Below are 21,737 nucleotides of genomic sequence, written 5' to 3' on the forward strand. Positions count from 1 at the left end.
TCCCCATCGCGGGCGCCACAGGGGCGAGCTTCACGCTCACCCAAGCGCAGGTCGGTAAAACCATCACCGTCAAAACCGCCTACACCGACAACGGCGGCACGGCTGAGAGCCTCACCTCGAGCGCGACGGCGGTGGTGACTGGTGGTGTATTGAATGCGCCGGTGTTGACGCTTGCCAACGACAGTGGCTATAGCAACGCGGATGCCATCACCCAAAGTGGTGTGGTCAATGTCGGTGGTCTGGTGAGCGGAGCGACATGGGTATATAGCACGGATGCAGGGTTCACTTGGAGTGCAGGCAGTGGCACCAGTTTGACTTTGAGCGGCAATGGCGCCAAGTCTTTGCTGGCTCGTCAAAGCGATGCTGCTGGGCATTTCAGCGCCGATGCTCAGTTGGCGTTCACGATTTCTACGGCTGCTCCTGTAACGGCTGGTCCTGCAGCGGGTTTGATCACGGTGAATGGTTATCTAGGCGGCTCAGCGACTTCAGTCAATGTCAATCGAATGGTCGCTGACATTGACCCTGCGAGTCTGACTTTTGTACTCAATGGTGGGTTTATCGGGAGCAACATAACAACTGGCCGTGCTTCGCTGGTTGATGTCAGTGTGCCAGGACAAAAAACATTCTGGGTTGTGATCCAAGATGGGATTTACCTCAAAGGCGTGCAAATGCGCATGCAAAACAGCGGGGACAGTATTCAGTTGTATGCCTTGGCAGCTAAATATGCGGAGAGCACAGACTTGAATTACAACTTCAATGCAGGGGGGTACGGTAATAGTCTGGCAAACAGTGATTCGGCTCAAGGTTATGGCATCAAGAGTGTCACCCTGCCTTCGTACGCCAATGCGCTGATGTTGACCGCATCCACGGGGTGGGCCAATGATTTTCTCAATGCAGGCGACACCGTCAGTGCCACGCTGACTTACGACCAAGCGGTGGTGGTGAGCGGCACACCGCAGCTGGGTTTGAATATTGGTGGCACGTCAGTGCAGGCTAACTATGTCAGTGGCTCAGGTAGCAAACAACTGGTGTTCACCTACACCATTCAAACTGGACAAAACGATGCCAACGGCATATCCATTGAGGCGAACAAGCTGTCACTCAATGGCGGCAGTATTCAAAGTCTCTCTGGTGTGACGGCAACTTTGACCCATTCGTCTATCAATGACAACGCGGCGTACAAAGTAGATACCACAGCCCCCACCGCAAGTTTGAGTGCGCCTGTAGATGGGGCGACCAATGCGAATATCTCTGGCAATGTGATTTTGAACTTCAGCGAGACGGTCAGGCCCAACGGCAGCGCCAATGTCTTCATCAAGAAAGTCAGCGACAACAGCACGGTGGCCACATTGGATGCCAGCAGTGCCAGCATCATAGGCACGGGGTCTGCGACCTTGGTGAGCATTCCCTACAGTGGACTGAGTGCTAGTACGCGCTATTACGTGACGGTGAGCGCAGGCGCATTTCAGGACTTGGCGGGCAACAACTACGCGGGACAAAGCACCACGGGCACAGCTGGCTGGGACTTCGCCACTGCCACGGCTAGCATCAGCATGGCAACAGTTGCGGGCGATGGGCGCGTCAATGCCACAGAAGCTGCGGGTGTGATCGCACTCTCAGGCACCATCGCAGGCTCACCTAGCAGTTATGTGCAAAGCAACATTAGCGTGCGTTTGGTGCCAGTGGATGGCGGCACTACGGTGAACGCCACTCTGAATAGCTACGACACCACCAGTGGCAACTGGACGGGGCAAATTGCCGCCAATGCGTTAACAAACGGTAAGTCTTACACCGCCACGATAGTCGCCAGCCCACCCTCTGCTTCCAGCGCTGCATTGACCACTAGCCAGACGGTGGTGGTGGACACCACTTCCCCCACGATCACGGCGGTCAGCGACGACGTATTGGCAACTGTTGTGGGTGCAGGCGATATCCGTTTCACCGTGGGGTTCAGCGAATCACTCAACCAAGTGTTGGGCATCTCTCATTTCACGACCAGTCTTGGCACGGTTGCTGGGGTCTCAAAAATTGATGACACGCACTACCAAGTCACAGTGACATCACCAAGTGACACGACTGGCAATGTGTCCCTGAGTTTTGTCAATGCAACAGGCGTCAAAGACTTAGCGGGCAACTTGATTGCCAGTCAGGCCTTGGGTGCTTTGGACACTCAAGCAGTTGACACGCAGCCCCCTGTTGTTCGCGCTGTGACAGACAGCATCGCCAACGGTAGTACTAACGACGTGGTGATTTTCTATGTCACGTTGAGTGAAGCATTTGCGTCTGACCAAGTGCTCACATCTGGACACTTCTATGCCAATCGTGGTCAAGTGACATCGGTCAGGGCGATGGGGGACAATCAATACGCAGTCTCTGTCAGGCCTGATGATGGTTTGGCTTCGGCCAGCGTTTCTTTGCGCATCCTGAATTCGGATGGCACAACGGTGTTGACAGACCGTTACGGTAACGTCATGGCCGCGAGCACGGACTTGAGCAGTCTGGACGAACAGTCGGTGGACACGTTGGCACCTTTTGTCAGCACGGTCACAGACAATGTGGACGCTGCCAGCACCAATGGCAGTGTGTCTTTTACCGTGACGTTCAATGAAATTTTGAATATTGCCCCTACGGTGGGCCACTTCAGTGCTACCAACGGCGCTATCACGGCGGTCGATTCACTGGGGTACAACCAGTACAAGGTCACCGTCCAGCCCTATGCACGTATTGCTTCCGGGCAAGTTGCCTTGACGCTGCTGGGCAGCGACGGGGTCACCCAACTGACCGACTTGGTTGGCAATGCCGTGGCAGCCAGCACCGATTTGAGTGCCATGGACAGTCAGACGGTCGACACGCTAGCCCCCACCATCGCCTCGGTCAGTGACGATGTGAGTGCCGAAATCACCAACGGTGTGATTCGGTTCACCGTCACTTTTAGCGAAGACCTGAAAACAGCCCCGGCCACCGCACACTTCAGCGCTACCCATGGCACGGTGACGCAGGTGCAAACCGTGGACGCACGGCACTACCAAGTCAGCGTGGCGCCTGCCGTGGGTTGGCAAAACACCACTGTTGCTTTGAGCTTCATTGCCGCAGGCGGCGATGCGGCATATCCTGCCTATCTGTCTGACCTGTGTAACAACAGCTTGACCACTAATGCAGATCTGTCTGCACTTGATACCCAAGGCATTGACACCCAAGCACCTGTGGTGACCGGTGTGGTCAGTAATGCGGACGGGGGTGTATTGAATTTCGTCTTGACTTTCAGTGAGGACTTGAACACCGCACTGACCACCAGCCACCTCCATGCCAGCGTGGGCACGGTCAGCGCGGTGACGGCGCTAGATAACCGCCAGTACCAAGTCAGTGTGACGGGGGTGCCCGCTAATCAAGTGGTGGCGCTCACGCTCAGAGGCAATGCTTCTACGCCTGCGCTGAGTGATGCGTTGGGTAATTTGGTGTCCAGCAATGCCGATCTGAGCTTGCGCAGCCTAGCACCTAGCATTGCGCGTGTCACCGACGATATCGGTGTGGTAGAGCAACTTGTCAGCGGTGCCAGTAGCAACGATGCACAGCCGGTGGTCCGCGTTCAACTCACTTCGGAAGCGGCGCTGAATGATTGGGTGCAGCTTTACGACAACGGGGTTGCGATGGGGGGCATCCGAGTGTTGACCCCTGATGACATCGCCAACACCTATGTGGATATCACCACACCACTGTTACTTGGGGGTGGGCATCGCTTCACGGTGCGTGTGGGCAACACGGTGAGTACCAGCCCCGTATCGGCAGCGTTCAGCCTTACTTTGGACTTGCTCGCCCCTGGCCAGCCCCAAAGTTTAGGGATTGTGGATGACGCGGGGATTTACAAAAGCATACTGGCTGCGGGCAGCACGACCGATGACACCACCCCTGGTTTGAAAGTCGGACTGACAGGCACCGTGGCCCAGGTTGGAGACAAGGTGCAGCTGTATGTGGATGGCTTGCCCGTAGGCAATGCAGTCAACCTGGTGCAGGCAGATGTGAACAATGGGTTTGCCGTCGTGAACAGTGCCAACTCGCTGTCTGCGGGGCTGCACACGCTGCAAGCTCAGTTGCTGGACGCAGTGAATAACACCAGCGCACTGTCAAGCGCATTGACAGTGAGCGTTGACCGCTCCGCGCCCTTGCTGAGCGGCACCAACATCGCCGATGGCAGCACTGGGATCGGACTGTCGGGTAATTTGGTGTTCACGTTCAATGAAGCCGTCAAAGGACTGGGTAGCAGCAACATCTTTATCAAGCGTGTGGACAATAACCAGGTAGCGCAGACCCTCAATGGGTCTGCTGCTGTGGTGGATGGCTCAGGTACCAAAGCGACCGTGACTTATACGGGCTTGGCAGCAGATACGTCTTATTACGTGGTGGTGGAGTCCACCGCATTTGCTGATAGTGTGGGCAACCCTTATGCTGGTTTGACGATTACAGGCTCGGGTGGCTTTGACTTTCGCACCGCCACCACCGTGACGCCTACTTTGAGCAACATCGTCAATCACGCCAGTACGGGCGATGTGAGCTACACCGGCGCAACCACTTTGACGCAAGACAGTGTGTCGCTGAGTTTGTCGGGCTCTTTTAGCCGTGCCCTCAACAGCTCAGAACAACTGGTCGTTTATGACGGCAATGTGCCGCTTGGCACTGCCACGAAGTCAGGTACCACATGGCAGTTTGACACCACGCTGAGTAACAGCAGCTTGGACACGCGTGCCAGCGCCTATGCCGCCGCGAATGGCTTGCTGTATTTTTCAGGTTCGGGCAAGTTTTACAAGTCTGCCATTTGGGATTGGGGTACTTGGGAGAAATGCAATCAAAAAGCTAGCAATGTGTTTTTAGCGGGCGTGGCTGGGCACCAAGTTCGCATTGATTCGGCTGCAACCAACGAATTCATTCGAGCCAACATTGGCACGAGCACATCCTATGGGGTGTGGCTGGGGGCGAATGACAAGGATTATGCGAACGCATCTTCTGATCAAAAATTCCGTTGGTACACAGGAGACCAAGGGGATGCAACGCCGTTTTATGACGGCACAACGGGCACCAGCAATGGCTACTCAAATTTCGTCGCCGGCGGTGCTGGCGGTATCGGTAGTGTTGATGGCGTGTCCATGCAGTCTGGCAGTAGTGGGCTCTGGTACACGCTGGGGCCTGCTGCAGAAGGGCGCGGCTACATTGTTGAGTGGGATGCAGCGGCGGTCCTACGTATGGGACAAACACACAACCTGAGCGTGAAGGTACAAGACATCGGCTCGGGCTCAGTGCTCAGCAGCGCCAGTGTGAACGTGACACTTGACGGCCAAGCCCCTTGGGCACCCTCGGTGCGCTGGGTGGCCGCCAGCACCAAGCTGGGTATCGCTGGTGCTGTGCAATCCTCGGGTATCTTTAAGGCCGCGGCGGAAAATGCGGCGACGCTGACCATCCAGTTGATCGGTACAGCAAACACGGTGACGAAAACCTTGGCGGCTACGGGCGCTCAGCAAGCGGTGGTTTTGTCACTTGCTGATGCGCAGCAATTAGGAGACGGCATTGTCAGTGTGTCCGTGTCGGCAACCGATGCTGCGGGCTTGCAGAGCGCTGCCAACAGTGCCTTGAGCTTCACGCTGGATGCAACCGCACCAGTGGCACCTGTGATGAGTCTGACCACGGCAGGCAGCAACCCCACATTGGGATTGAGTTTGGTCATGGCTAGCGCGGGCGTGGCCACGCTGACCGCAGAGGCGGGCAGCACAGTGAGCGTGACCCTGACGGGCACCAGTGGCGTAGTCAGTAAGACGGTGCTGGGTGCGGGTGCCACCGCTGTGCCTGTGGTGTTGACGGCCGCTGATGTAACTGCGCTAGGCCAAGGCAGTGTGAGCATGTCTGCGGTGGCTACCGACACTGTGGGTAATGTAGGCTCAACCAGTACCAACACCAGTTTCAATTTGCAGCTCAACATAGCACCCACGACGCAGGCCAGTATCAGCACTGTTACCGACAACATCGGGTCAGTGACGGGCGTCGTCGCGCGGGGCGGGAGCACCGACGACTCTTGCTTAGACATTGCAGGCGGCACCACGGCCAGTTTGGCTACAGGTGAATCGGTGGTGATTTACGACGGCAGTGCCCGCTTGGGGGTAGCCACCATGACCGGGGCAACGACATGGAGTTTCACCACACCAGCTTTAGGTGGGAGTTATGCCGTTCCTAGCAGCTTCTTGGCTGCCAATCCTGTGTCTGACAGTACGCTCTCAGTGATTTACAGCAACCAGACAGGCAAGTTTTACAGCCTGGTGAAACAGTCGGTGACATGGGAGACGGCGGCGACACAAGCGCAAACCTACACCATCAACAGTGTTGCTGGGCGCCTGGTGCGTATCGACAGTGCGGTCGAAAACGCGGTTGTCAAATCCGTAGTGGGAAGTTCATGGGCCTTCATCGGCGCCTCAGATCGTGGCATAGAAGGCAAATGGGACTGGTGGACGGGGACGACCACAGACAAGAACTTTGCGAATGGCCAGGGAGCGTCAATTGCTGCGGTCAACGGCAGCTACATGAACTGGATGGCGAGCAGTCCTGACAACTATGGTTCTAGCGGTGAAGATTACGCCTACATGGCTGGCAGCTCGGGTCAATGGGACGACGTGTCTGCCACGGTGCAGAATTGGTTCGTGGTGGAATGGGCTGGTGCGCAGGTGTTTGGTGCGATTTCGCACAATTTCAAGGCCGTGGTAGAGAATTCGCTTGGCAATGCCAGCAATGCCACTACAGCCTACGCAGTGAACCAGGACCTTGCTAGCAACGCGAATGTCAATCTCTCGCTGCGGGATGGGCTGAGTTCTGCGGCGATTGACCGCGCAAGCGCACTGGCAGGGCTTTTGCAAGTCGGCGCACCCGCAGGGTCAACGGTGACGGTGACGTTGAGCACGGGGGATGCCGCGCACACGGTCAACAAGACGGTGTCGCCCAACTCATCATTGGTCACGAGCGCCCTCGCCTTGACGAGCACTGACCTGACGGTGCTGGGTTCGGGCAATATCACGGCCACTGCGACCTATATCGATGCGCTAGGCTCTGCACATAGCGCGTCGCTTGGTTTCAACTTGTATGCGACATCTCCGACATGCTTGGTTGACTTGTCAGCCGATAGCGGCGTACAGACCATCAGTACGGTGTTGGTGACTGATCCTAGCCAGTGGTTGACTGGCGTCAAGCTCATGCCTGCTGTGCAGCCACCCAGCAATGTGACAGGGGTCAGCAAGATCAAACTGGTTTTGGGCGGTGCTGTGAATACCCAGCTTGACAAATTTTGCCTAGATTTGCCGTTCAGTGTGGCCAATGACTTTGTGCTGCCCACTTGGATTGTGGGCGATGCAAGGGTGGCGGTTAAGTACACAAATAGCAACAAAACTCTGGTACTGAGCAACACCGCCGCAGGCGACTGGACAAGTGCGCAGATTCAGCAAATTCTGGCCACCATCAAGCTGAGCAGCGCCACGGGTGACAACACCCCTAGTGATGGCACAAGGACGATCACCATAGCGCTGGGCAATGCCGCAAACGATTATGCGCCGCCCAGCGCGGTGAACTTTGTGGTGGACGCCAAAGGGCCGGCGATGACCATCAGTACCAGTGCTAACTCTTTGATAAAGGGGGGTAGCAGCACCATCACGATATACAGTGACCGTCCGCTGACGGGTTTTGATGCGTCCGACCTGACGGTGCAAGGTGGCACTCTGAGTGGTTTTACCGCAGGTGCGAACAATATATGGACCGCCACCTTCACGCCCCAGGCCAACTATAAGGGCATGGCGTCGGTGTCTATTCCTGCGGCCATAGCGACCGATGCCAACGGTGTGAGCAACATGGCCATTGAGGGGGCCTTGATGACGGTCAACACGCAGTTGCCGCAGGTGAGTTTGAGCGCCTCCAGTGCATCGGTGACTGCGACAGGGCATGTACAGCTGACGTTGATATTTAACACCGAACCACGCAATTTCAGCGCAGACGATGTGTTGATCAGCGGGGGCGGCAGCTTGAGTAATTTGCAGAAAAACCCGCTGGACGGAACGGTTTGGACCGCCGATTACCAAGCGCCTGCCAGCAGCGCCAGTGTGGTGCTCAAAGTGGGAGCTGACAGCTACAACGATGCGTCTGGCAACAGTGGCAAGGCGTCAAACGCATTGCTGATCAATGTCTTGACGGCAGTCGGGGACATCACAGCGCCTACAGCGCCGTCGGTGGCGAATGTGCTTGTGCAAAAGACAGGCGCCACTGTCGTGGCAGGCAGCACAGTCGCCAGCAATTTGCTAACGATTTCTGGCAGCGCTGAAGCGTTCTCAACGGTCACTGTGCTGGATGCAGGGCAGGCCTTGGGGACAGCATTGACCAACAGCTCAGGCAATTGGCAGTTGTCCCTGGCGGTCTCCAACGGTAGTCACAACTTCACTGCAACGGCGATCGATGCCGCGTCCAACACCTCGGCCTCAAGCGGCAGTTGGGCGTTGACGGTCAATACGCCCAATGTGATGGGTGTGAGTAGCAATGCCAAACCTGGGTGCATCTACGCCGCAGGCGACAGCATCAACGTGATCCTGCAATTGAGTGATGTGGTGCAGATCAATGCCAGTGCAAGTGGCTACAGCGATGCGGATGGGCTACCCACTTTGGGTATTTGGGTGGGCGGTGTACTTCGCCAAGCCACTTGGGTGCGTCCCACGGATCAGCCAGAAGCCGCGCGCAGTACTTTGCTCTTCAGGTACACGGTCCAGCAAGGCGACACGGATCTAGATGGGGTGAGTTTGAACAGCGCTGGCTTGCAATTGCATGGTGCGCACATCACTTGGGGGGCTAGCGCGAACACGGTACTGCCGCAGATGTCGCCTGCCACTCTGAACGCTTTCGTGGGGGCACCTGTTGACGCCTCGCAGACTGTTCCGGGCCACGCAAATGCGCAAGCCATTGATGGCAACGGTTTTGGCAACCCTTATCTTGACGCATTGATCAGCCCCTCGGTTTGGCAAACCACAACTGGCACCACGTTGACCTATTACCTAGGCAAGGGCTTTAATGCGCGCTGGGGTGTACAGGCAACCGATTGGTCTGTCTCGGCGCACGACGCCTGGGTCAGTGCATTCAACCAAATTTCAGCGTTGACAGGTTTGCATTTCACCGAGGTCTTCAACGAATCCGAAGCCAATTTAACAGAATGGTTGTTGCCAGCATCAGTCTTTGCCGGTAGCGCAGACACATACTCTTGGCAAACCTTGCCGCAGTCGGCCAGTGGCGGTGACATTGCTCGCAGCGAGGGTGATTTTTCCTTGGACTACGCTAGCTATTTTCAGGGCCCACAAGCCAAGGTCGGCAATTACGCGTGGAGCACCATGCTGCACGAAATTGGGCATGGCTTGGGCCTAGACCACCCCTTTGACGGAGCCGAACGTTTTCCAGGTGTCAATGTCCCCAGCGATTTGGGCAGCAACAATCTGGACGCTAAGCTCTTTAGCATCATGGCGTACAACGGCAACTTCAGTTACAACGGTGCAAATTTTTCGCTGGTCAGCCCTAACAACTTCGGTGCATTCGACATTGCGGCCTTGCAACGCCTTTATGGTGCCAATACGCAAACCAACAGCGGTGATGACCTCTACGTTTTGGGGGTCAACGCCAGTAGCACGATTTGGGATACAGGCGGCAACGACACTTTGAGTGCTGCGGGTGCGACGGCTTCTGCCGTGTTGGACTTGCGCGCTGCTACTTTGGGCAACGAAGTGGGTGGCGGTGGATTTTTGTCTTACATCAATGCGCCCATACTCGGGAAAATCCGTTATGCCACCACCCTTGCACAGGGTGTGGTAATTGAGAACGCCATTGGCACAAACAGTGCCGATATCCTCATCGCGAACGCTGCTGACAATCATCTGACGGGTGGATTTGGGGCTGACAAATTTGTTTGGAAATCAGGCCAAACTGGTGTGGATCACGTCACCGACTTCAGCACTGCACAAGGCGATGCCGTCAATTTACAAGACTTACTGGCTGGCTTGAGTGGCTACACCGCTAGCAACGTGGGCAGCTTTGTCAACTTGTCGCGTGGCGGCGGCGATGGTTTATCGACCAGCAGCGACACGCTCTTAAAGATCCATGCCAATGGGTCTTCTGTGACTTTGCAAACGATAGTGTTGGATAACGCATGGGCTACAGGGCAGACCTTGAGCCAATGGGTGAGCAGCAGTTATTTGTTAGTTTGAACTTGGTGATAAATATGAAGACATCTTACAAATGCTTGAGTTTTTTTGTGGCGCTGTTCATCGTCAGTGCATCTGGTTGTGGCGGTTCTGCTCCCAGTACTTCTGCTCTTGACACTCCAACAGGTGCTGCGCAGACCGAGCCAGACGCTTTGGAGCCGCAAGCGGTGTCGCAGGGCGCCACGAAGACATCCCCTGCGGATCTTTTCAAGGCGAACGTTGCCGTTGCCTTACTCTCGAATGGCGCTACAGCGGATGACTGGAGCACAGTGCGCAGTTTTTATGACGTGACGCGCGATGGCGCTACGCGACCCATCCGCAACGACCTGGTGGGGGAGCTTTCTGGCATGGTGCAGTTTGTGCAGTCCCACAGCATCAACCCCCGGGCAAATGTGGACTTGCCTCATTTGGTGGCGCTACGCATGGCACTGCTCTTATTCACCCCCAGCACACCGATCGATTCGGCTAAGCGGGTAACGGTCACCGTGCTCAACAGCAAGGGCAATTCGCTGACGCTGGACATGAACGCGCCAGAGAAAATCCCCCGCAGTGACAAACCAACCATCGATAACCGCCCCGATGTGGTGTACAGCAAGCGGGCTTGGAGTGTGGAGCTGCCTTGGGATTGGGTGGATCAAGGCATGTCCTTGCAGTTCAGCTCAAGCGCATCCAAGCTCAGCGGCACATTGCCCGCCAGTGCGATCGAGATGGGCCCGCCCGTGGAGTTGGTGATTACGCAAATTCGGTTGGGGATGCTGACAGACCCTCCAGTATTCGATCCAAGTTGTCACAGTTTGACCGCGGATCCTGTACTCAATGCCACAGATTACTTCCAGACCCTGCCAATTTCTCGTCTCGTGGTGGCGGACTATGAGCCAGTGACGTTGCTGAAAACGATCATTCGCTCTGGAAAAATTTACACGGACCACAGCGACTACCAAAACGCTGATGTGTACTCTGGAGATTTGCGGGGGGATGTGGCTAAGTCACAGCATTCGGTGGGGGTTCACCTGGCCAACCAAGGCTTGACCAGCAACGACTATTCGCAGCAGTACTATCGATTGACCAACCGTTTTGCCATGCACCATGCGGCGGGGCGCTATTCCACATCGGTGCCTGGCGTCTATGCCAGTGTCGGGGTCGGCCTCAGCGGCGGCGGCGGGCTCGGAACCTTGTACTGTTCGAGTGGCAATGAGTTCAGTCATGAAATTGGGCACTCACACGGTTTGGGGCATTGGCCTGGGGCGGACTTTAGTGCGCCTGTCAGCGATTCCAAGCTGCGCCGGGCGACGCACCATCGGGAAAGTGGTTGGGAATACATAGCTCACCGCAAACGCATGCGTGCTAATTTTCAGTGGGTACCTCTTTACAACCCCGCCCAGCCTTTACTCATTTTCAATCCTGGTAGTGAATTTTATGAAAATTATGATGGGTACTATTACTACAGCAAGGATGCCATGTCTGGCGGGGGGGAGATTTCACAGTATTCGATTTACACCTTTCACACGGGTTATTCGGCTTACTTGATGCAATCAGGCAAATTTGAAAGCTATGCGATCGAGGATCTGTCTTTCCGAAGTGGCTATAAAAAATGGAACCCAACCACCAAGTCATTTCAGGATGCGGCCATCGACGACGACACCTTTGCACAGAAGAACTACCCTAAACCGAAAAAAATTGGTGTTCCTGTGCTGAGTATTTTTGGTGGCTATAACCCAGGCAATGCTGCACAAAACCTGATTTACCCCGCATTTCGCGCCAACCACGGTAACGTGTTTGACGACAATTTTCCCAAACCCAATTTGGCAAGTACCTCTCGCCAATGCTGGCTGGAAGTGGCCTACCGTGATGGGGGGATCAGCACGCAGGCCAGTTTGAATGCCAGCGATGGCCCGAAGCAGTTACAAATAAATTTGGAAGAAGCGCGCAAGCCTCGCCGCGTGGACCTGTATTGCCGCAGCCAAGGCAACGATCCGAGCACTCAAGTGTCATTGAGTGGCATTGATATCGATGCCAGTGTGTATGCAACGCCTATGAAGCCGCCTGCCATTGTTGGACAAAAAGATGGCTTCAATGCCTTGCGTACGCGCGAGCTCAATGCGCTGAACACAGCCTTGGAAAGTATGGCCGACAGCGGTTCTTTGGTGCTGAGCGCAGCCAGCCAGTTGTCGATACAAAGTTGGTTGCCAGAAGGCAAGTCAGTGCTTACGGCGAAGGCTCAAAAGAGGTATGAAGACCTGCTGGCACGGCAGGCGTACATCGCCAGCGTGACAAGTTTTGTGCAACAGAACAGAACGGCCCTGAACGACCCTACTTCGTCTCAGTACGCAGCCTTGATAGAGCGGCTCGTTGCGCTTTTGCAGCAAGACGCAGTGGGTGTTGACGCCCTGAGTATTTTGGGTACATCAGGTAGCGGGGATCGCCTGCTCACGCAGTCTGGCAGCACCTGCGTTTATCTGAATGACAGCATACCCAGCAGTCCCCAGCCATCGGGTATCAGCGCGAGCAACAGCCAATGCGATGCGCTATCGGCCAAAGCCCGTTGGTTCAGCGACAGCTCTGGCGGGATACACAACAGTGCTAGGGCAGACCTTTGTCTAACTGTCGCCGCCTCTAATTTTTTGTCACTTACCGCTTGCAATACGGCCAACCTGGCAACCCAGCAGTGGCGTTACTTAGCCGATCATGCTTCCGATCCTGCGCTAGGGCATTACCAGTCGATGAGCAACACAAATAATTCCATGGATTCGAGCGGTCAAAATGTTTTGGTTTACGGTACTCACACGGGCAACAACCAGTACTGGCGAAAACTGCCTGTGTCGAGCTCACAGATTTTTGTGGTATTTTCTGCGGATGTAATTCAGACCTTGACCAAAGTGCTGTCCAACTGAGCCAGTTTGTTGAGTTATGACAGAAATTCTGAAGCACATGGACGGCGGCGTCCTGACATTGACCTTCAGCCGCGTTGATAAAAAGAACTCGCTCACCGAGGCGATGTACATCGTTCTGGCCGATGCCGTTGAACAAGCCGAGCGCGATACGACGGTGCGTGTCTTGGTGCTCCAAGGCCATGAAACCGTGTTCAGTGCAGGCAATGACATTGCCGACTTTTTGAGCCATCCACCGGAGACGCCAGATGCCCCCGTGTTTCGCTTGTTGCGCAACATCGCTGCATTTTCTAAACCCGTGCTGGCAGCCGTGGCTGGCCCCGCGGTCGGGATTGGCACCACCTTGCTGTTTCATTGTGACTTGGTGTACGCTGGTGACAACGCCGTGTTTGTGATGCCTTTTGTGAACTTGGGGGTGTGCCCCGAAGCCGCTTCCAGCTTGCTCGCGCCACAAATGATGGGTTACCACCGTGCGGCAGACGCCTTGCTGTTGGGTGAGCCCTTCATGGCCGAGGCTGCGCTGGAGATCGGCTTGGTCAACCGCGTGTTGCCCCCCACCGAGGTCAACAGCTATGTGCAAGCGCAAGCCCGCAAGCTGGCGGCCAAACCCATGTCGTCGTTGCGCGAAACCAAGCGCTTGATGAAGGCGGGCCAGGCCCAACGGGTGCAACAACACATGAATGACGAAGCCGCTGCGTTTGGCCGCATGTTGAAAGAACCTGCCGCCAAGGAGGCGTTTGGCGCGTTCTTAGAAAAACGCAAGCCCGATTTCTCCAAGCTCTGAGAGGTCGATGGCATGCCACAACACCCCGCGAGCGCTGTCGTTTTTGAGCCAGAGTACCTAGAAGGCTTTCGCCAAATCTATGAAGAAAAAATCGTCTTCAACCACACCCTCGGTTTAAAGCTGGTGAGCGTCACCCCCGATGAAGTGGTGGCACGCATCGCGATGCGCCCTGAGTTGGTCGGCCACTATGCGTACAACCGCATCCATGGCGGCGTCATCAGTGCGGTGTTGGATGCGATAGGCAGTGCAGCGGTGATGGCTTGTTTGGCCGCCAAACACATGAAAGAGCCGCCCTCCGAGCGCTTGGAGCGTTTCGCCAAATTAGGCACCATCGATTTGCGCGTGGACTACTTGCGTCCGGGCATTGGTGAGCACTTCACCATCCATGCCCATGCCTTGCGTGTGGGCACGCGTGTGGGCACGTCGCGCATGGAGTTCCGTGGGCCAGATGGCACGCTGATGTCCACGGGCACGGGCGCGTACATCGTGTCTTAAAGCGCGAACTTTGAACTGAGGGCTCCGTCGGAGGGCTCAGTCCTTGGGGATCACGCGGGGCTTGCCATGCTCGTCAATCGCCACATAGGTGAGCGTGGCCTCGGTGACCTTGATGTACTCCCCTTGTGTGCTGAAGCGTTCGGCAAACACCTCGACCTTGACGCTGATGGAGGTGTTGCCAATGCGCTGCACGCGTGAGAAAAAACTCAAGATGTCGCCCACTTTGACGGGGTGCTTGAAGACAAACTCATTCACCGCAATCGTGGCCATGCGTCCACGCACAAAGCGCGCAGGCAACACTGCACCAGCCAAGTCCACCTGTGCCATGACCCAGCCACCAAAAATATCACCGTTCTGATTGCAGTCGGCGGGCATGGGGATGACCTTCAAGACCAACTCTTGGTCAATGGGCAAAGGGACGGCGTGGGGGTTGGTCGATACAGACATAGGCACAATCGGAGAATTACTTTTGAGCATTGTGCAACATGCGCCATCACGCCTCCTCTTCTGAGCCCGCACCCGCAGGGCCTACCGCGCAGCAGCGACCCGACATCGAAACCCTGAAACGCCTCTTTCCGTACTTGTGGCAATACAAGTGGCGGGTGTTGGCTGCCTTGGTCTTCATGGTGAGCGCCAAGCTGGCCAACGTGGGTGTGCCCCTGTTGCTCAAAGCATTGATCGATACCATGTCCTTCAAACCCAACGACCCCACGGCAGTGTTGGTCGTGCCCGTGTCGCTGTTGGTGGTGTACGGCGTGCTGCGTTTGTCGGTGTCGGCCTTCACCGAGTTGCGCGAGTTGGTGTTTGCCAAAGCCACGCAAGGTGCCGCACGTCAAATTGCCTTGGAGACATTCCAGCATTTGCACGGATTGAGTTTGCGCTTTCACTTGGAGCGTCAAACCGGCGGCATGACGCGTGACATTGAGCGGGGCGTGCGTGGCATTGAGGCGCTCATTTCCTATTCGCTCTACAGCGTGGTGCCCACGTTGATCGAGGTGGCCTTGGTGTTGAGCATCTTGGCGGTGAAGTTTGATGTGTGGTTTGCAGGCATCACGCTGGTCGCGCTGGCGCTGTACATCGTGTTCACCATCAGTGTGACAGAGTGGCGCACCCAATACCGCCGCCAAGCCAACGCATTTGATTCTGCGGCGCACACCAAGGCGGTGGATTCGTTGCTGAATTACGAAACCGTGAAGTACTTCAACAACGAAGCCTTTGAAGCCGCACGCTATGACAAAAGCCTAGAGGCGTTGCGCCGTGCGCGCTTGAAAGCACAAACCTCTTTGTCGCTGCTCAACACGGGCCAGCAACTCATCATCGCGGTGGCCTTGGTGGGTATGCTGTGGCGTGCCACGCAAGGTGTGGCCGAGGGTCGCATGACCTTGGGTGACTTGGTGATGATCAATGCCTTCATGATTCAGCTCTACATCCCGCTCAACTTCCTCGGCGTTCTGTACCGCGAAATTAAACAGAGCCTGATCGACTTGGACCGCATGTTCACGCTCTTGGAGAAAGAGCGCGAAGTCGCCGATACGCCCCACGCCCCCGCCTTGCAGTTGCGTGGGCCACCGACGGTGAAGTTTGAGTCGGTGGTGTTTGCTTATGAAGCAGCGCGCCCCATCTTACATGGCATCAGTTTTGAAATTCCAGCGGGTAAGACCGTGGCGGTGGTCGGCCCGTCTGGCTCGGGTAAATCTACGCTGGCGCGTTTGCTGTTTCGTTTTTACGATGTGGGTGCTGGCATCATCACCTTGGATGGGCAAGACATTCGCCAAGTCACGCAAAGCAGTGTGCGTCATGCCATGGGCATCGTGCCGCAAGACACGGTGTTGTTCAACGACACCGTGCGCTACAACATCGCCTATGGTCGTACCGATGCCGCCGAGGCCGAGGTGGAGCAAGCCGCACGCGCCGCGCACATTCACGACTTCATCGTGGCCACACCCAAAGGCTACGACACGATGGTGGGCGAACGCGGGCTCAAGTTATCGGGGGGGGAGAAGCAGCGCGTGGCCATTGCACGTACCTTGCTCAAGAACCCACCGATGGTGATTTTTGACGAAGCCACCTCGGCCCTCGACAGCGCCAACGAGCGCGCCATTCAAGCCGAGCTCCAAAGCGCCGCACACAACAAGACCACCTTGGTGATTGCCCATCGTCTGTCGACGGTGGTGGATGCCCATGAGATTTTGGTACTGGATGCGGGGCATATTGTGGAACGCGGCAGTCATGCTGTCTTGCTGGCAATGCAGGGGCGCTATGCGCAAATGTGGGCTTTGCAGCAACAGTCCAACGCGTGAATTTGCAGCTGATCAACAAATTTTCATTCAAGGTATTGGCATGCCACATTTTTACGAACCGCGCTTAGGCCATGGTCTGCCCCACGACCCCTTCAATGCCATCGTCGGTCCGCGCCCGATTGGCTGGGTGTCCACACGCAGCAACAGTGGTGTGTTGAACCTCGCTCCCTACAGCTTTTTCACAGCGTTCAACTATGTGCCGCCCATCGTGGGGTTTTGCAGCACAGGGCCAAAAGACTCGTTACGCAATGTGCAAGAGACCAGTATGTTTGTCTGGAATCTTGTCACCCACCCCTTGGCCGAAGCCATGAACCAAACCTGCGCGCCCGTGGGCCCCGAGGTCAATGAGTTTGAATTGGCAGGTTTGACCGCAGCCCCCTCACGCGTGGTGGATGTGCCCCGCGTGGCCGACAGTCCCGTGTCATTTGAATGCCGCAGCACACAAATCATTCAACTTGAAGGCCTCGACAAACAAAAAGTACCAACATGGTTGGTGCTGGGCGAAGTAGTGGGCGTTCATATTGCAGATCAGTTATTGAAAGACGGCATTTACGACACCGCCAACGCGGGGCATATTTTGCGTGGCGGTGGCCCAGCAGACTACTTCACCATTGGGCCCGAACAGTTGTTTCACATGTGGCGACCCAAAGCCTAAAGCGGTCAACACACGGGTGTTCTAGCGAGCAACAGCTTGCTCCAAGCTGAATTGATAGCCAAATTCTTTTCGGTTCAACTGTGCGCCCTGCCACTCTGGGTGACCGAGGCGCGGCGGCTGTGCCCTGACATGGCCGGCCGACCACGCCAAATATGTGGAGATGCACCCCACCGCGCGCTAGAAGCAGGCCCTGCGCCGATGCGCATTGCGTTCAATCGAATTGCTGATTTAGAGTCAGAACGGTAGGTCGCTTAAGCACTCACAATCCACCCCTCCAACGGATCGCATTCGGGCAAGCCAAAGTTCGGGTCACCCGCTTCATGCTGCGTTTGCGCCCATGCGGTTTGCACCATGCACAGCACGGCGTCTAGGCTGTCACCTGACGCATCGTCAACCAAGGTGTCGTGTTGGGCATGGGTGAGTTTGAGGCGCAGGTCCAAGCGGGTTTGCCCCATCTCCAGCGTTTGCAACAGTTGCTTGCGGGCGATCAAGCGCTCTGGGGTTTGCTTCGCTTTGTCGTCGCTTTTGTAGCTGGTGTTGCCAATCAGTTCACGCGCCAGCAGGCCGGGGTAGGCCTCTAGGGCAACACGGGTGGGCGTGGCTGTGGCAGCAGGTGTGTGCAGCCGAGGCAGTGTGACGCCAGCGTCAATCAACAGCGGCATGCCCGCATGCAGCATGTAGGCCACGGGCGGGTTGACCCATTTCATGGAAGGGCTAGAGCCTGCGAGGGTGTCTGTGGCACGGTGGGCAAACTTGCCGCCGACGGGGCGGGCGTCACAAAAGGCTTTGAAGGTGCTGCGTATGTCCGAACGGCTGAGTGCAGCGTAGTGCTGCATACACGCCAGCCAGTCGGTGGGCCAGCAAAGGTGCGCTACCAGCTCACGTGGCAGGCCAAATGGCAAATCAAAGCCGCCGACCCACGCATGGGGCTGTTGCAACCAATCGGCAAACGCGGCCAAGGTGTGCAAGCGCAGCAGGCCTTGCAGTTGCACACGACCTCCACTTGCGTGACCGAGGGCGATGACGATGGGTTTGCGCGGGGAAGGGCTGCTGCTGAAGTCGCAGCCCACTAAGAGAGGCAAGGCAGTCATACCAGCGTGATGCTGGCCGTGGTCAGGCGCGACCGATGATGGAGGCAGTAGCCATCAACTCTTCTAGCAAGGCGAACGACACTTTGCCGGACACACCGTAGGGGTCCAAGTCAGGTGTTTCGGAGTACTTCAACACGATAGAAGGGTTGAGTTTGTCCAGGCGAACTTGGCCCATGGTCCAGCCACCAAAGCGGCGCTCGGTGATTTCTTCATAGGCCAGCACCACCACGTCTTTGTGGCGAGGGTCTTTGACGATGTGGGTGTAGAGCAAATTCACTTGGTTGCGCCCGCCTTCGATGGCTTGCAAGTAAATGCCGCCACCAAAACACAGTACGCCAGTGATGCCGTTGCCTAGGTTATGTTCGCGGGAGCTGGCCAAGATGGACTCGGTCTGCTCGGGGGTTTCGGGGTGAACGGAACGGCTCACATACAACAGACGAACGAGCATGGCATCAACCTTTAGGAATCAGAGACAAAAATTCACGGCGCAAGTTGGGGTCTTTCAAGAAGGCCCCGCGCATGACGGAGTTGATCATCTTGCTGTTCGTGTCTTTGACGCCGCGCCAAGACATGCAGAAGTGGCTGGCCTCCATGACGATGGCCAAGCCATCGGGCTGTGTTTTTTCTTGAATGAGGTCGGTCAGTTGCACCACGGCCTCTTCTTGAATTTGTGGCCGCCCCATGACCCATTCGGCCAAGCGTGCGTATTTGGACAAGCCAATGACATTGGTGCGTTCGTTGGGCAAGACGCCAATCCAAATCTTGCCAATCACGGGGCAAAAGTGGTGGCTACAGGCGCTGCGCACGGTGATGGGGCCGACGATCATCAGCTCATTCAGGTGTTCTGCGTTGGGGAATTCGGTGATGGCAGGAGCTTGCACATAGCGGCCTTTGAAGACCTCTTGCAAATACATCTTGGCCACGCGACGGGCGGTGTCGCCAGTGTTGTGGTCGTGCTCGGTGTCAATCACCAAGCTGTCAAGTACGCCTTGCATCTTGACTTCAACTTCATCCAACAAGGCTTCTAGTTCACCTGGCTGGATGAACTCGGCAATGTTGTCATTGGAATGAAAACGTTTACGTGCGGCGGCCAAACGCTCGCGGATCTTCACAGAAACTGGCGTGCCTTCGAAGTTGTCTTTTACAGTCATATAGAAGATGGTATCAGCGAACCTAAGACCTTATGGAATGCCCCTCATCCGCCTGTGTCAGTAACGTTTGCCCGTCAAAAACACACCAAAGCGCAAGACCATCGAGGCAGCCCAGTCCACCAGTCGCTCCCAAGCTGGACGATGGGCGAAGGTTTGCGGGTCGACCCGCATCGCGCCTGTTTGCATGGCTTGGCATAAGCTGTCTTGCAGGGCGTGGGCAAAGGTCTCATCACGCACCACCACATTGGCCTCACGTGCAAGCAGCAAACTAAAAGGGTCTAAGTTAGAGGAGCCCACGGTGGCCCAATGGCCATCGACCACCGCCACTTTGGCGTGCAAGACGCTGGCGTGGTATTCATAAATTTCCACCCCCGACGCCAGCAACTTGCCATACAACTGGCGTGAGGCGCGGTAAGGCACGAAGTATTCGTATTGGCCTTGTAACAACAAACGCACGCGCACGCCTCGGCGAGCCGCCAACACCAAGGCACGACGCAAACGCAGGCTAGGAAAGAAGTAGGCGCTGGCCACAATCACGTCATGGCGGGCACTGGCCAAGGCTTTGCGATACGCATGCTCAATCTGAACGCGATGGCGCACGTTGTCGCGCAACACCAGTTGCACCGTGCCGCGTGCGGGGAGTTTCAAGTCTTGGTCGGCGCTGCGTAAGGCGTCCGGCGCGCCCGCAATGTCTTGGCTGCGCAACTCGCGCACCGCTTCCATGCGTGACCACAGCTGCGTCATCGTGTCATGCGCTTTCTGCACCAAAGGGCCGCGCAAGCTGACGGCATAGTCCAAGCGCGGATGCGCCAAACGATCTGGCGGACTAGAGGACAAAAAGTCATCCAAGATGTTGATACCCCCGCAAAACGCCACCGATTGGTCCACCACACACAGCTTGCGGTGCAAGCGCCGCCATCGGCTGGGTAACCAAAAACCCAGGCCCGCCAAGGGTGAGTACAAGCGGCACTGAACACCTGCTTGTGTGAACTCCTGTGCCCATGCGGGCGGCAAAACGCCCGTGCCCACACCATCGACCACCACGCACACGCGCACACCGCGCTGGGCAGCGCGCATCAAGGCGTGCGCCACATCGGCACCAGCCCCACCAAAGTCAAAAATATAAGTCTCTAACAACACCTCTTGCTGGGCCGCATCAAAAGCGCGGATCAGCGCGGCAAACAACTCAACGCCGCCGCGCAACAAACGGGGGGCGTGTGGGGTGTCTTGTGCGTTCATGGTGCGTCCCACGCAAACTCCACCAACAGCTGTGCATCTGCGGGCACGACGCGCGCAATGAAGTCGTGTAACTGTTGCGTTTGACGCAAGCGCCCGCCAAGCAAAAGACCTAAGTGAGCCACGATGACGTGTAACTCTCGCCCTTGCACTTGCAAGGTGGTGACCTCAGGAGAGATCGGCGTGGAGCTGAGCATGGGGGCATCAGCAGCCTGTCAAGACGATTTAACCTGCTAAAGCGGCCTTGACTGCCGCAGACACCAAACCCATATCAGCCTTGCCAGCCAACTGAGCTTTCACGGCACCCATTACTTTGCCCATATCGCCAGCACCTGTGGCGCCCACTTCAGCCACGATGGCTTTGACGGCGGCAGTGATTTCGTCCGCACTCAAACGCTGAGGCAGGTACACCTCCAGCACCTTGATTTCAGCGCTCTCCACATCGGCCAAGTCTTGGCGCTGCGCGGTGAGGTAAGCCGCCACAGAATCTTTGCGCTGCTTGATGAGCTTGTCCACAATGGCAATCACCATGGCGTCGTCGAGTTCTACGCGTTCGTCGACTTCTTTTTGCTTCATCGCGGCTTGTAACAAACGGATGGTGCCCAAACGCACGCTGTCTTTGGCGCGCATGGCGGTTTTCATGTCTTCGGTGATGCGTGCTTTGAGGCTCATGACGTGGCTCCTTGGAGAAGAGGACATTCAAAAAAAAGCCCGCTGAGGCGTCCCTAGCGAGCTTTTGGGGTGGCAGAGGCTGCTTAGTACAGCTTCTTGGGCAGCTGCATGCTGCGGATGCGCTTGTAGTTACGCTTGACGGCAGCTGCTTTTTTGCGTTTACGTTCAGCGGTTGGCTTCTCGTAGAACTCGCGAGCGCGCAAGTCGGTCAA

At 56.4% G+C, this 21,737-nt stretch carries 14 protein-coding genes; 6 read left to right on the forward strand and 8 right to left on the reverse strand.

The window, feature by feature from the left end; translation table 11 throughout:
- The 4 genes from RMS03_RS08680 to RMS03_RS08695 all read left to right on the forward strand — a co-directional run.
- Positions 1–10,256 (forward strand): Ig-like domain-containing protein (locus RMS03_RS08680; RefSeq protein ID WP_310626677.1); only part of this gene is annotated, 10,256 nt, incomplete at its 5' end.
- Between the two features lie 14 nt (positions 10,257–10,270).
- On the forward strand, positions 10,271–13,144 hold the full coding sequence (locus RMS03_RS08685; protein ID WP_310626678.1) for a M66 family metalloprotease: 2,874 nt from the start codon (positions 10,271–10,273) through the stop codon (positions 13,142–13,144).
- Between the two features lie 16 nt (positions 13,145–13,160).
- Positions 13,161–13,925: an enoyl-CoA hydratase gene (locus tag RMS03_RS08690; RefSeq protein WP_310626679.1), complete on the forward strand. Its 765-nt coding sequence runs from the start codon at positions 13,161–13,163 to the stop codon at positions 13,923–13,925.
- A gap of 12 nt (positions 13,926–13,937) precedes the next feature.
- Positions 13,938–14,420 (forward strand): thioesterase family protein, encoded by a 483-nt coding sequence (locus RMS03_RS08695; RefSeq protein WP_310626680.1) that lies wholly within the window; start codon positions 13,938–13,940, stop codon positions 14,418–14,420.
- Positions 14,421–14,456: 36 nt separating this feature from the next.
- On the opposite strand, the gene RMS03_RS08700 is transcribed toward RMS03_RS08695, so the two are convergent.
- Positions 14,457–14,867 (reverse strand): acyl-CoA thioesterase, encoded by a 411-nt coding sequence (locus RMS03_RS08700; protein WP_310626681.1) that lies wholly within the window; start codon positions 14,865–14,867, stop codon positions 14,457–14,459.
- 38 nt (positions 14,868–14,905) lie between these two features.
- Between RMS03_RS08700 and RMS03_RS08705 the strand changes: the two genes are divergently transcribed.
- Positions 14,906–16,720, forward strand: a complete 1,815-nt coding sequence (locus RMS03_RS08705) for an ABC transporter ATP-binding protein/permease (protein WP_310626682.1) — start codon at positions 14,906–14,908, stop codon at positions 16,718–16,720.
- 40 nt (positions 16,721–16,760) lie between these two features.
- On the forward strand, positions 16,761–17,375 hold the full coding sequence (locus RMS03_RS08710; RefSeq protein ID WP_310626683.1) for a flavin reductase family protein: 615 nt from the start codon (positions 16,761–16,763) through the stop codon (positions 17,373–17,375).
- A gap of 251 nt (positions 17,376–17,626) precedes the next feature.
- Here the strand turns inward: RMS03_RS08710 and RMS03_RS08715 are convergent, their stop codons facing one another.
- The 7 genes from RMS03_RS08715 to rpsU form a co-directional block, all read right to left on the reverse strand.
- On the reverse strand, positions 17,627–18,466 hold the full coding sequence (locus RMS03_RS08715; RefSeq protein WP_310626684.1) for a DUF429 domain-containing protein: 840 nt from the start codon (positions 18,464–18,466) through the stop codon (positions 17,627–17,629).
- 22 nt (positions 18,467–18,488) lie between these two features.
- On the reverse strand, positions 18,489–18,914 hold the full coding sequence (locus RMS03_RS08720; RefSeq protein ID WP_310626685.1) for a BLUF domain-containing protein: 426 nt from the start codon (positions 18,912–18,914) through the stop codon (positions 18,489–18,491).
- A 4-nt stretch (positions 18,915–18,918) separates the two neighbouring features.
- Complete coding sequence (gene folE / locus RMS03_RS08725) at positions 18,919–19,617, reverse strand: GTP cyclohydrolase I (protein ID WP_310626686.1); 699 nt, start codon at positions 19,615–19,617, stop codon at positions 18,919–18,921.
- A gap of 57 nt (positions 19,618–19,674) precedes the next feature.
- The gene (clsB, locus tag RMS03_RS08730) at positions 19,675–20,856 is read right to left on the reverse strand and encodes a cardiolipin synthase ClsB (protein ID WP_310626687.1); all 1,182 of its coding nucleotides are present in this window, start codon (positions 20,854–20,856) and stop codon (positions 19,675–19,677) included.
- Positions 20,853–21,050, reverse strand: a complete 198-nt coding sequence (locus RMS03_RS08735; protein WP_310626688.1) for a hypothetical protein — start codon at positions 21,048–21,050, stop codon at positions 20,853–20,855. The genes clsB and RMS03_RS08735 overlap by 4 nt, the downstream gene beginning before the upstream one ends.
- Positions 21,051–21,078: 28 nt before the next feature.
- Positions 21,079–21,525: a GatB/YqeY domain-containing protein gene (locus RMS03_RS08740; protein WP_310626689.1), complete on the reverse strand. Its 447-nt coding sequence runs from the start codon at positions 21,523–21,525 to the stop codon at positions 21,079–21,081.
- An 83-nt stretch (positions 21,526–21,608) separates the two neighbouring features.
- Positions 21,609–21,737: 30S ribosomal protein S21 (gene rpsU, locus RMS03_RS08745; protein WP_310626690.1), on the reverse strand; the 129-nt coding region annotated here is incomplete at its 5' end.

The sequence above is a fragment of the Limnohabitans sp. genome, from assembly GCF_031538885.1.
Classification (GTDB): domain Bacteria; phylum Pseudomonadota; class Gammaproteobacteria; order Burkholderiales; family Burkholderiaceae_C; genus Limnohabitans.